9 protein-coding genes are annotated in these 12,115 nt (G+C 61.1%); 4 read left to right on the top strand and 5 right to left on the bottom strand.

Going from position 1 to position 12,115, the window contains the following annotated elements; genetic code table 11:
- Window positions 1-25 precede the first annotated feature (25 nt).
- The 4 genes from BM399_RS01200 to BM399_RS01185 all read left to right on the top strand — a co-directional run bounded on the left by BM399_RS01200 (window position 26) and on the right by BM399_RS01185 (window position 4,490).
- Window positions 26-1,480 (top strand): TMEM143 family protein, encoded by a 1,455-nt coding sequence (locus BM399_RS01200; RefSeq protein ID WP_092863091.1) that lies wholly within the window; start codon window positions 26-28, stop codon window positions 1,478-1,480.
- 8 nt (window positions 1,481-1,488) lie between these two features.
- Complete coding sequence (locus BM399_RS01195) at window positions 1,489-2,364, top strand: 50S ribosomal protein L11 methyltransferase (RefSeq protein WP_092863088.1); 876 nt, start codon at window positions 1,489-1,491, stop codon at window positions 2,362-2,364.
- A gap of 44 nt (window positions 2,365-2,408) precedes the next feature.
- Window positions 2,409-4,220 carry an aminopeptidase P family protein gene (locus BM399_RS01190; RefSeq protein WP_092863085.1) on the top strand — a complete coding sequence of 604 codons (1,812 nt, stop codon included), beginning with the start codon at window positions 2,409-2,411 and terminating at the stop codon, window positions 4,218-4,220.
- A 90-nt stretch (window positions 4,221-4,310) separates the two neighbouring features.
- The gene (locus tag BM399_RS01185; RefSeq protein ID WP_092863082.1) at window positions 4,311-4,490 is read left to right on the top strand and encodes a hypothetical protein; all 180 of its coding nucleotides are present in this window, start codon (window positions 4,311-4,313) and stop codon (window positions 4,488-4,490) included.
- Between the two features lie 14 nt (window positions 4,491-4,504).
- Here BM399_RS01185 and ligA read toward each other — a convergent pair whose 3' ends face one another.
- The 5 genes from ligA to ftsA form a co-directional block, all read right to left on the bottom strand.
- Window positions 4,505-6,646, bottom strand: a complete 2,142-nt coding sequence (gene ligA / locus BM399_RS01180; protein ID WP_092863079.1) for an NAD-dependent DNA ligase LigA — start codon at window positions 6,644-6,646, stop codon at window positions 4,505-4,507.
- Between the two features lie 101 nt (window positions 6,647-6,747).
- Window positions 6,748-7,617, bottom strand: a complete 870-nt coding sequence (locus tag BM399_RS01175; protein WP_092866073.1) for an outer membrane protein assembly factor BamD — start codon at window positions 7,615-7,617, stop codon at window positions 6,748-6,750.
- A 237-nt stretch (window positions 7,618-7,854) separates the two neighbouring features.
- On the bottom strand, window positions 7,855-8,796 hold the full coding sequence (lpxC, locus tag BM399_RS01170; protein WP_092863076.1) for a UDP-3-O-acyl-N-acetylglucosamine deacetylase: 942 nt from the start codon (window positions 8,794-8,796) through the stop codon (window positions 7,855-7,857).
- A gap of 376 nt (window positions 8,797-9,172) precedes the next feature.
- Window positions 9,173-10,762 (bottom strand): cell division protein FtsZ, encoded by a 1,590-nt coding sequence (gene ftsZ, locus BM399_RS01165; protein ID WP_092863073.1) that lies wholly within the window; start codon window positions 10,760-10,762, stop codon window positions 9,173-9,175.
- Between the two features lie 94 nt (window positions 10,763-10,856).
- Complete coding sequence (ftsA, locus tag BM399_RS01160; RefSeq protein WP_092863070.1) at window positions 10,857-12,113, bottom strand: cell division protein FtsA; 1,257 nt, start codon at window positions 12,111-12,113, stop codon at window positions 10,857-10,859.
- Window positions 12,114-12,115 lie beyond the last annotated feature (2 nt).

Below are 12,115 nucleotides of genomic sequence, written 5' to 3'. Positions count from 1 at the left end.
AAACAAAAGTTCGGGGAGTTAGCGCATGTCATCGGCAGACTTTGCAGAGGGCCGGTTACGCCGGAGGCAAGGCCTGTTTCAGCGGCTCGCTGACTTGGCGGACTTCGAGGCCAAGCCCGCCGAACTCCACGAGGAGGTCGAGAGAAAGCCGATCGATATCCTGGAGCCGGACGACACGCGTAAACGCGAACGCTTCATTCCGGTGACGCGCTTTGCGCTGCTCGACCGTCTGACGAAACCTTGGCTCTGGCCGGCAGGACAAGCTGCCGACGCCCGGCGCTTTTTCCGCTACCTCGATTACTGGCGCCAGCAGCAATACTTTGCGCTGCTGCTCGATCTCGAGCAGACCTACGAGGCATTCTCGCCCGATAGCGACCTGCTGATGACGCGCAGCTTTTCCGACGACGACCGCGCAGCGTTACAGCATCGCGTTTTCGAGGGCGTCGAAAGCCTGCTGCAGCGGGCGAATTATGAGCGCATCGATCCAAACAACATCGACATCATCCTGACCCGCGATAGCCACTACGGCCTCGATCTGTTCGTCGATATGAAAGCTTTCGAGCGGATCGCGATCTATTATCGCGGCGCGACGAACCGGAAATATGAAAAGCGGCGCCTTCGCAAGTTTTTGCGCAAGGAAGAATTCAACGTTCCGGTCTTCCAGCGGCTTTGCTTGATGTTCAAGTTGAAGCCGGCCGAAGTGTGCATCGAAGAAGCGATGCGCGACATGAAGCTCTCCCGCGAGGCGGCCGAGAAATACGTCGCCCGCACCCGCGCGCATTTCCCGAAGAGCATGAATGAGAAGAATATCTACTTGAAGCTCTTCAAGAACATTCCACGCACCGACGTCGAAATGATCTTCCCGAACACCGAAGTCCGGTTTCGACCGATGGACAAGCTTCGCCTTGGTGTGACGGCAAGCGGCGGCCTCGGCATGGGTGCAGCGGGCGCAGCCGGGAAGGTCGCTCTATTGATGAGCAATCCGATCGCGGCGATAGGTGCGCTGGCTGGCATCGGCGGCATCGCCTTTCGGCAAGCCATGGGCTTCCTCAATCAGAAGCAGCGTTACATGGTCATCATGGCGCAGAACCTCTACTTCCACACCATGGCCGACAACCGCGGCGTCATCCTGAAAATCGCGGCCCGCGGCGCCGAGGAGGATGTGAAGGAAGAGATGTTGCTCTATAGCGTTCTCGCCAAGGAGAAGTCGACGCGCGCCGATCTGCCGTCCATCGACCTTGCGATCGAGAGTTACCTGACCCGAACCTTCGGCGTGAAAATCGATTTCGAGATCGACGACGCGCTCGATCGCTTGATCCGCGACGGCATCGTCGTCGAAAAGCCGGACGGCAGCTTCGTCACGTTGCCCCCGGCTGAAGCGGCGAAGCATATCGACGCCAAGTGGGACTTGTTCCTTGACCACCTACCCGATCCCGTCAGCACGGAAGGCTACGAGTTCGAGGGCAGACCCTCGAACTGAAACATCAAATGGCATTCAAAAAATTCGCGGCGCAGTTTGGCGACCGATCCCTGGCCTATGAGACCGGCAACGCGCTTCAAGACCTGATAGAGCCGCCGCCCGACGCATTGACCGTCTTTGAAGATGGCCTCGACCGTTGGCGTCTCGAAGCCTACTTCGACGTCGAAGCCGGCGACCGCGACCTCGCGGCCGAACTCGGACCGCTCGTCCAGGGAACGTTACCGCCTTTCACCGTCGAGACCGTCCCCGACCTCAACTGGGTCGCGATCTCGCAAGCCGCGCTGCCGCCGGTCCACGCCGGTCGGTTTACAATTCACGGTAGCCACGACAAGGGACGCATAGCCGGCGGCCCGAACGCCATCCTGATCGATGCGGGTGAAGCATTCGGCACCGCGCATCACGCAACGACGCTCGGATGCCTTCTCGCCATTGACCGTCTGACGCGCTCGCGCTCGTTTCAATGGGTCTTCGACCTCGGCTGCGGCTCGGGGGTGCTGGCAATCGCCGCTTCGAAAGCCTTGCCGCATGCCGAAATCATCGCCGCCGACATGGACCCGCAATCGGTAAAAGTCGCGACCGAGAACGTTCGGCTCAACGGCGCCGCGAGCCGCATCGCGCTCGTCGTTGGAAATGGCTTGGCGCATCCCAGAGTCCGGACCCGCGCGCCGTTCGACCTCTTCATAGCCAATATCCTCGCAGGCCCCCTGATCCGGCTCGCGCCATCGATCTCCCGTTCCGTCGTAACCGGCGGGACGTTGGTGCTGTCGGGCATTCTCATTCCCCAGGCCCCCGAGGTCATCGCCACCTATCGTGCCCACGGCTTCTCGCTCGCCCGCCACGACCGCCTGACGGGTTGGTCCACGCTGACGCTCGAGCGGCGTTGAAATCGCCATTGCCCGCTGGAAATCTGCCGCTTAGAAACTGACCCATGCTGCAGACGTTTCAATCCCAATCCGAACCCGAGCGCGTCGCCGAACGCGTAAAGGCGCTTCGCGCGTGGATGGCACAAGCGAAGATCGACGCCGTTCTCGTTCCGCGCGCCGACAAGCATCAGGGCGAATATGTTCCGGCGTCCGCCGAGCGCCTGAAGTGGCTGACGGGATTTTCAGGCTCCGCCGGCATCGCCGTCGTCACGAAGCGATCCGCCGTCCTCATGGTCGACGGGCGCTACACGGTCCAAGCCGGCACCGAAACCGACACGAAGATTTTCGAAGTTTCGCTGCTGCCGCGAAATAAGCTCTCCGAATGGCTGATTGGGCATTTGGGAAAGTCCCAGGTCATCGGCTTCGACCCATGGAACCATACGGCCGGCGAGATTGAACGGCTGCAAAAAGCGCTCGCCCCGAAGGGCGTGAAGCTGAAGGCACTCGCGAAAAATCCGATAGATGTGATCTGGGGCAAGGCGCGCCCCACGCCGCCGCAAAATCCCGTGATCGCGCAACCGATTGCCTTCGCCGGTAGAACCCCCGCCGACAAAATCGCTGAGCTGCAAACGCGCCTCAAGGATGAAGGTCAAAGCGCCGTCATTCTTACGCTGCCGGATTCGATCTGCTGGCTGTTCAACATTCGCGGCAGCGATGTCGCGCACAATCCGGTCGTGCTTGCCTTCGCAATCGTGCCCGCGAGCGGCAAAGCCGAACTCTTCATTGAGACGGACCGCTTCGATCCCGAAGCCCGCGCCGCCGTCACGCCCGTCGCCAAGCTTCTTTCCCCGGCGACGCTCGCCGCACGGTTGAAAGAACTCAAGGCGAAAGGCAAACGCGTGCGTCTCGATACCGAGACGGCAGCCTATTGGTTCGAAGCGCAGCTCGGAACGAAGCTAATCTCCCGCGGACAAGACCCCTGCATCGTTCCGAAAGCGATCAAAACCGACGCGGAAGTCATCGGCGCGCGCGCCGCGCACGTCCGCGATGGCCACGCCGTCGTTCGTTTCCTTGCGTGGCTTGATGATTGGGCCGCGGATGGAACGCTGGACGAGATCACGGCCGTCCAGAAGCTCGAAGAATTTCGCCGCGACACGAACATGCTGCGCGACGTGAGTTTTCCGACGATATCGGGCTCCGGCCCCAACGGCGCCATCGTCCACTATCGCGTCACCGAGGATACCAATCGCCGGATGCGTCCGGGCGAACTCTTCCTGATCGACAGCGGCGGCCAATATCCCGACGGCACGACCGACATCACGCGCACGATCGCGATCGGCGAGCCGAGCGAAGACATGAAGCGCCATTTCACGGCCGTTCTGAAGGGTCACATCGCTGTCGCGACCGCGATGTTCCCGAAAGGCACGCGCGGCATCGACCTCGATCCCTTCGCCCGCCGCGCACTATGGCAGATCGGCGCCGATTTCGATCACGGGACGGGACACGGTATCGGCAGCTATCTGTCCGTGCACGAGGGCCCGCAGTCGATATCGCGCGCGGGAATGGCTCCGCTTCACGCCGGGATGCTGATCTCGAACGAGCCCGGCTATTACAAAGTCGGCGAATACGGCATTCGCATCGAGAATGTCGTCCTCGTCACGCTGCCCGAGCCCGTCGAAGACGGCGATCGCGAGATGATGGCTTTCGAAACGCTCACCCTCGCACCCATCGATCGCCGGTTGATTGATCCAAAAATGCTGGACACGAGCGAACGCGATTGGCTCAACGCCTATCATAAGCATGTCTTCGAAACGCTCGCCCCTGGCCTCGATCCGTCCGCGCGCAATTGGCTGAAGCAGGCGACGCAGCCGGTATAGTTCGCCCGCTTCGCCTGTATCGCCCGTGACAGCTGAACGAGCCGCTTTTCCATAGATCTCTCCCACGCATGAGCATGAGGGAGAGCATCGATGTTTCAGATCAACGAGCTAAGCGCTGCACCGCATTTTCCAGAGCCGTTGAAAGCGATCGTAGGCGTGACGCGGCCCGAAAATATTATCGCCCTTCTTGCGCAAGCCGCCGGCGGCGACGAAGCCGTCGAGGTAACGATCCGCGATGGCGAAATTTTCATTTCGCTCGCGTCAACCTGATCGGACGTCGCGCATCAGCCTTGCCCGACGAGCGCGATCCACCCGTCCTCATCGAGCACCGTCACACCCAGCGCCCGCGCGTTGTCGAGCTTCGAACCCGCCTCGGCACCCGCGACGACGTAATCCGTCTTTTTCGAAACCGATCCCGAAACCTTCGCGCCAAGCCGTTCCGCCTGCGCCTTCGCCTCATTCCGCGTGAGCTTCGTCAGTGTTCCGGTAAAGACGACCGTCTTGCCGGTCACGGGCGACGCCTTCGCTTGAATGCGCTCGTATGGCTTGACCGTCACCTCGTTCAAGAGCGCATCGACCTGCTCCTGATTGTGCTGCTCGCCGAAAAAATCGACGAGCGCGTCGACGACCGTTTCGCCGATGCCTTCGATATTGTCGATGTCCTCGTAAGCATCGCTGCCTTTGCCGCCTTCGATCGCAGCATCGACTGCCGCCCGCAAGGCTTTGAAAGTGCCGTAGGCCTTGGCCAGATCCTTCGCCGTCGTCTCTCCGATATGCCGGATGCCGAGAGCAAAAAGAAAGCGATCGAGCGCCACTTCCCGTCGCGCTTCAATCGCCGAAAAAAGCTTACGGACCGATGTCTCCTTGAACCCTCTGACTTTCGTCAGCGGCTCGTCGGAAGAGCGATCGCGTGTCTCGAGCGTGAAGATATCGGCAGGGGACTTGATGCGACCGGTATCAAAGAAGAACTCGATCTTCTCCGCCCCGAGCCCGTCGATGTCGAACGCATTCCGCGAGACGAAATGTTTGAGACGCTCCTTCGCCTGGGCCGGACAGATGAGCCCTCCGGTACAGCGGCGGACAACGTCTGCCTTCCCGGTTTCTTCCACGGACTCGCGCACGGCGTGGCTTCCGCAAATCGGACAGACCGTCGGAAATTCATACGGCTTCGAATGCCGGGGCCGCTTATCGAGCACGACCTCGACGACCTGTGGAATGACATCGCCTGCACGCTGGACGACGACCGTATCGCCTTGGCGAATGTCCTTCCGCGCGATCTCGTCCTCGTTATGCAGCGTCGCATTCGACACGACGACGCCGCCGACCGTCACCGGCCGAAGCTTGGCGACCGGCGTGAGAGCCCCGGTTCGTCCAACCTGAATATCGATCTTTTCGAGCACTGTCGTCGCGCGCTCGGCGGCGAACTTGTGCGCGATGGCCCAGCGCGGCGACCGCGATACGAACCCGAGCCGCTCCTGATAGTCGAGCCGGTTGACCTTGTAGACGACGCCGTCGATGTCGTAGCCGAGCCCCACCCGGTCCCGCTCGATATCGCGGTAGAAAGCGAGCACATCCTCGATCTCCGTCGCAACGTGCATCAGCGGATTGACCGGCAATCCCCACCGCTTGAACGCCGCGACGACGCCGGTTTGCGTATCGGCGGGAAGTTCCGATGCGGCGCCCCAGGTGTAAGCAAAAAACCGCAGCGGCCGTTTCGCCGTGATCGACGGATCGAGTTGCCGAAGCGACCCTGCAGCCGCATTCCGCGGATTGGCGAAAACCTTGTCTCCGCTCGCCGCCTGCGCCGCGTTGAGCTTCTCGAAATCCTTGTGCCCGAGATAAATCTCGCCACGGATCTCGATAACCTCCGGGATATCGCGGCCCTTGAGCGTGTGTGGGATTTCGCGAACCGTTTTGATGTTCGCCGTGACGTTCTCTCCTTCCGTGCCATCGCCGCGCGTCGCCGCCTGGACGAGAACGCCCGCCTCGTAGCGGATGGAAATAGAAAGCCCATCGATCTTCGGCTCGGCCGTAACCTCCAAGACATCGGTGTCGCCAAGCTTCAGAAAGCGGCGCACACGCTCGACGAAATCGACGACGTCCTGATCGTCGAAAGCGTTGCCGAGCGACAGCATCGGAACGTCGTGACGGATCTTACCGAATGCCGCGACCGGCGCCGCGCCGACCGTCTCCGTCGGACTGTCGGAGCGGCGAAGCCCGGGGTGCGCCTTCTCGAGTTCGTCCAAACGGCGCCGAAGCGCGTCATACGCGGCATCTGAAATTTCCGGCGCGTCCTGCCGGTAATAGAGTTCATCGTGATGCGAGATCTCGGCCGCCAGCCGGGCCATTTCCGCCTCGGGAGCTTCCGTGTTTGAACGCGCGGATGCGCTGCCCTTCGATTTCTTTTTTGAACCTGCTGGAGACATGACGATCTCGGATCACGGGAAGCAAAGCAGAAAGCGCGGCAGGATCTCCGGCCGCGCTTCAAATTCTAGCACGAGGTTATTTTCAGACGGAAACCGGCAAATCAGCCGTTTCCGAAGCTCATTTTAGGTACGCTGAGCTTGGGCACCGAGTTCCATGCCTTGGACAGCCACGATCCGCCATCCTCGCGCGGGGCCAGCCCGTCGGATTGGAGCAGCGCGTAGGAATCCTTGTACCATTTGCTGTCCGGATAGTTGTGGCCAAGCACAGCCGCAGCGTTCTGCGCTTCCTTGGTGATGCCCAGCGCCATGTAGCTCTCGACCAATCGCGCCAGGGCTTCTTCCACGTGCGCCGTCGTCTGGTAATCGCTCACCACCGTCTTGAAGCGGTTTATCGCGCCCACATAGTTGTGCTTGTTGAGATAGTACCGGCCGACTTCCATCTCGTTCGCAGCGATGTTGTCCTGGCAGATGCGGATCTTGTTGTCGGCATCGCGCGCATACTCGCTTTCGGGATACCGGCTCTTCAATATCTTGAACTGTTCGAGCGCCTTTCGAGCCGGAGTCTGATCCCGGTTCGCGGTCTTCAAATCATCGAAGTAGGCGGACGCGATGACGTGGTGCGCCAGCGGCGCTTCCTTCGTGCCCGGATGCATGGTGATGTAACGCTCGGCCGAGGCGATCGCCTCCGGCGTCTTGCCCGCGCGATAATAAGCGTAAGCCGCCATGACGATGGAGCGGCGAGCCTCTTGCGAATACGGATGCTCGCGGTCGACCGATTCGAATTTCACGGCCGCGTCGTCGAAATTGCCTTTGGCCATCATCGCATCGGCGTCAGCAAACATTTTGCTGGGCGGATCGGGATTGAGAGCCGAGGTATCGAGCTTGTTGCCTGAGCAGCCGGCGACGGCAAGAGCAGCCACGACCGCCGCAGCCCTCAGAACTCTTGTGATTTCTCGCGTCGTTCTCATCATGCGCCGCGTTGCTTCCCACACTGGCTGACGTTGTTGTCAACGCCGGCCAAACTCTGACGACGACTGCATGCGGATAGCACCCCGAAGATCGCCCCGAAAGATGAATCGTCAGCATATCCCCGCCAACAGACCCTTCCAGTGAGGCTAAAGCCAGAATGTGGTGCATTCCAGGCTGCCGCGGAAGAGAATGGCGCCCCAACCGGGCGCCACTTCGAGCATGGAATAAGCGCCGTTGGCTTATTCCGCTGCGACGACGGTCTGCGGAACGAGATGAACCGGCGACCGGGTAGCACGGGCACGAGGCGCCAGCGCGATTTCCCAGTTCGAAGCGTCAGAGAACAGGGCCTGAAGGACCATCGAATTCAGGCGGTGACCGCCTCTGTAGGAGCGATAAGCGCCGAGCAGCGGCATACCGGCAAGCGCCAGATCGCCAACAGCGTCGAGCATCTTGTGGCGGACGAACTCCTGCGGATAGCGGAGCCCTTCCTTGTTCATGATCTTGTCTTCGCCAATCGCCACCGTGTTCGTCAGATCGGCGCCGAGCGCCAGACCGGCCTTCCACAGCTTCTCGACGTCGCTCATGAACCCGAAGGTGCGGGCGCGGGAAATCTCATGGCGGAACACGCCGGGGCTCATTTCGTACTGGAGCCGCTGATTGCCGATGATGGGGGACGAGAAGTCGATCTCGACGTCCATGCGGAAGCCCGCATGTGGCTCGAGCGTACCCCAGCAGCCGTTTTCTTCGACGCGAACGGGCTTCAGAACCTTGATGTATTTGCGCGGCTCGGAAAGCTCGCGAATGCCGACCCGATCAATGGCGTCGACGAATACCGCCGAGCTGCCGTCCATGATCGGAACTTCTTTGCTGTCGATCTCGATGTAGAGGTTGTCGATTGAAAGGCCGCGAAGGGCCGCGAGAAGATGTTCGACTGTTCCGACCGTTGTTCCGGCGCCGTCGCCGATGACGGTACAGAGTGTAAGATTTTTGACGTTAGCTACGTGCGCCGCGATTTCCGAAATGACTTTTCCTCGTTTCGTAACGAGAAAGCGGAGCCCAGTATCAGCCTCTGCTGGATGCAGTGTGAGTGATACCGGAGCTCCGCTGTGCACCCCCGTGCCTGTCAACTGGATCTCGCGGGCAAGCGTGGTTTGCCGCGCACCGATGAATCGATTCGACATACAGCGCCGTCCCTCATTCTTTTGGCGGGCCGCTGCTCCCCAGCATTAACGCGGCCTACCAACCCCCTGACCCCGTTTGGACGATCCCCTTAAAGTTCAGAGCGAGCCAGCCTTATTTTGGGCCGTGTCAGCTCTGATCAAAGGCGCATCACAAGTGGTCGATGCACAAAAGCTAACTGCTTCGCTAAACACCGACAAATCACGCTTTCTTACACTGTGTTACGGTTTGGCAACCATGCTTGACGCCGTCGCGGTCTTGATGCAGCCCCATTTTCTCCGCGTTTTCCGCCCGAAAAATCGCCTGCTCTCGCCACGCTTTTTTCACGATTTAAAATCGAAAGCGTACCGCATTCAAAACAATTTTCAGGCCCGCGCTCTATTTTCTTCCCCGCCCCGCAAAACGTTCAAGAAGGCCCGGTTTTCTTGGCTCTTCTGCATCTCTCGCACCTGACCGGGAACCCGATCCGTGGTGTGCATTCCATTCTTTCTGCGCCTGCGGAGGAAACTCTTCGATGCCCGGCAGACGACGCGATCCGCGATGAATTTCGGCGGGTGCCTGCGGCTCGAATCGGGAGTCGTAATGTTGGGCCGGAGACCCCGCTGGAAGCGGCGGCGTACGTAACAATGCATTGCCTGAGAGGGGAGGAAAATTCTCCAGCCCGTCCTCGATCATCACGTTTCCGGGCGCAATCCAACTGTCACGATTCTGTCGTGCAGGTTCGCTGTGGACAGGATGGGAAATATTCTGCCCCTGATAGGAATTATTCTGCCCCGGCTGACCATTAGAAGGTTGCAGAGCCTCCGCCAGACGCCGCTGCAAATCGCCGGGCGGCGGCGGAACCGGAGCGGCCTGGCTATGCGGATGCGGCGCGGGCCGATGTTGCTGAGGCTGATTCAGCGGAGCCTGATACTGCGAAGCCTGGGGCGCGGCAGCTGGCTGTGCGGCCGGCGATCCTGCAATCGCGCGCAATCCGCCCTGCTGGCCGACGATCGATTCGGCCGCCCGGTTCATGCCCGAGGCCACGATCGATACCCGCAAGCGGTCGCCGAGTTGCTCTTCGAACGTCGCGCCGACGATGATGTTCGCATCGGGATCGACTTCCTGCCTGATCCGGCTCGCCGCCTCGTCGACCTCATAGAGCGTCATTTCGCGGCCGCCTGAAATCGACAGCAGCAGACCCTTGGCCCCGCGAAGCGTCACGTCGTCGAGCAGCGGATTGGCGATCGCCTCTTCCGCAGCGAGAACCGCGCGCCGTTCGCCGGTCGCTTCGCCGGTGCCCATCATGGCCGTGCCCATGCCGCTCATGACCGTTCTGACGTCGGCGAAATCGAGATTGATGAGGCCTTCCTTCAGCACCAGTTCGACGATGCACGCGACGCCCGAATAGAGCACCTGATCGGCGAGCACGAAGGCTTCCGCGAACGTCGTGCGCTCGTTGGCGATACGGAACAGGTTCTGGTTTGGAATGACGATAAGCGTATCGACGAGATGGCGAAGGCTCTGCACCCCCGCGTCCGCGATGCGCATGCGCCGCGCGCCTTCGAACTGAAACGGCTTACAGACGACACCAACCGTCAGCGCGCCGAGTTCGCGCGCGATGCGGGCGATCACGGCCGCAGCACCTGTTCCGGTGCCGCCACCCATACCGGCAGCGATGAACACCATATGCGCGCCCGCGATATGCGTGCGAAGTTCTTCGAGCGCCTCTTCAGCGGCCGCTTCGCCGATCTCGGGCCGCGCGCCGGCGCCAAGCCCTTCCGTCAGATTGACGCCGAGCTGGATGCGATGCTCGGCACTTGATGCCTCGAGTGATTGCGCGTCCGTGTTCGCAACGACGAATTGCACGCCTTGCAATCCGGCTGCGATCATATTGTTGACGGCATTGCACCCCGCGCCGCCGACGCCGATCACCGTGATCCGCGGCTTGGCGTCGACCAGTTTCGGCAATTGCAGCTTGATGCTCATAGCTTCCCCGACTTTGATAGTTCGCCGCTTCGCCCGAATTCGATGAGCCCCCGCGCCCACGTCGTCGACGATTGCAGCCCTCTATGCGACACGTTCAAAACCCGCCCTTGAGCCATGTACCGACACGGCCGAGATACCCTTGCGTCACCGTCTTCCGGCCTCGAGCCACGCTATGTTCGCCGTCGCCGCGCGCCGCGATCAGCGCCAGCCCCGACAACGTAGCAAGCTGCGGTCCCGCGAGGCTTGCGTTGAGACCGGGAAGATCCGTTGGCCGTCCAACACGTACGGTCCTGCCGAACTCGTGGGCGGCGAATTCCGGCAATCCCAGAAGTTGGCTGGCTCCGCCCGTCAGAACAACCTTGTCTCCCGCGTAGCGGCTTGCCGCGTTCGAGACCAAACGCTCGCGCACAAGCCCCATGATCTGTTGCACGCGCGGACGGATGATATCCGCGAGCCGCGCTCTGCTCGTTTCGTAGCTCGCATCGTCCTCTTCGCCGGCGATCGGATAGGAAAACGACTCGTGCTCGTCGGACTGGGCATTGAGAAGTGTGCCATAAAGCGTTTTGATTCGCTCGGCTTCAGCAAGTGGCGTCTGCAACGCCTTCGCGATGTCGTAGGTGATGTGCTGGCTTCCGACCGGAATAACGTCCGTTCCGGTGAAGGCGCCGTCGGCGAAAAGCGCAATGGACGTCGTTCCCGCCCCGAAATCGATGCATGTAACACCGAACTGCCGCTCCTCGGCGGTCGTTGCGGCAAGGGCGCTCGCGTAAGGCGCGGCAACCAGGCCGTCACAGCTCGCATAGCATCGGTCGATCAGAACGAGCAGGTTGCGCAACGGCGCTTCGTCCGCCGTGACAGCATGCAGCCCCGCCGAGAGCCGGCGCGCCGAAAGCCCGAGCGGGTCGCGAACGCCCCCTGCTCCATCGACTTCATAGCCGAGACGATTGAGATGTATCAGCGTCCGTCCGTTGCGTTCGGCGTAACTTTCCCCCGCAGCCATGAGCCGGGCAAGGTCATCTTGCGTTACGCTTCCAGTCTCGACGTCCGTCCGTGCCGTGCAATGAACCGATGAAAGCCGCCCGGCAGCGACCGACAGCGTAAAGCCGCCGACCGAAATACCGGCCGCACGTTCCGCCTGACCGATAACGCCGCGAACGACCGATTCCGCCTCGTCGAGATCTGTCAAAACACCGGCTTTGATGCCCTTCGAACGCTGCAGGCCAAGCCCCGCCAGCCGCAGCGAAGGCTTCGCCTCGCCGGCGATGTGTTCAGCCACGACAACCGCCGCAACAGTCTTGCTGGTGCCGATGTCGAGAAGCCCGAAGGTCCGGTAATTGCGCCGATCCGCCACAA

Source organism: Hyphomicrobium facile, from assembly GCF_900116175.1.
Lineage (GTDB): Bacteria > Pseudomonadota > Alphaproteobacteria > Rhizobiales > Hyphomicrobiaceae > Hyphomicrobium_B > Hyphomicrobium_B facile.
The sequence above is the reverse complement of the archived record's forward strand: the minus strand, read 5'-3'. Positions and strand labels throughout refer to the sequence as shown.

Excerpts from the sequence above, each read along its gene's own strand:
- BM399_RS01200 (WP_092863091.1), top strand. The coding sequence starts at position 26 with ATGTCATCGGCAGACTTTGCAGAGGGCCGGTTACGCCGGAGGCAAGGC.
- BM399_RS01195 (WP_092863088.1), top strand. The coding sequence starts at position 1,489 with ATGGCATTCAAAAAATTCGCGGCGCAGTTTGGCGACCGATCCCTGGCC.
- BM399_RS01190 (WP_092863085.1), top strand. The coding sequence starts at position 2,409 with ATGCTGCAGACGTTTCAATCCCAATCCGAACCCGAGCGCGTCGCCGAA.
- BM399_RS01185 (WP_092863082.1), top strand. The coding sequence starts at position 4,311 with ATGTTTCAGATCAACGAGCTAAGCGCTGCACCGCATTTTCCAGAGCCG.
- ligA (WP_092863079.1), bottom strand. The coding sequence starts at position 6,646 with ATGTCTCCAGCAGGTTCAAAAAAGAAATCGAAGGGCAGCGCATCCGCG.
- BM399_RS01175 (WP_092866073.1), bottom strand. The coding sequence starts at position 7,617 with ATGATGAGAACGACGCGAGAAATCACAAGAGTTCTGAGGGCTGCGGCG.
- lpxC (WP_092863076.1), bottom strand. The coding sequence starts at position 8,796 with ATGTCGAATCGATTCATCGGTGCGCGGCAAACCACGCTTGCCCGCGAG.
- ftsZ (WP_092863073.1), bottom strand. The coding sequence starts at position 10,762 with ATGAGCATCAAGCTGCAATTGCCGAAACTGGTCGACGCCAAGCCGCGG.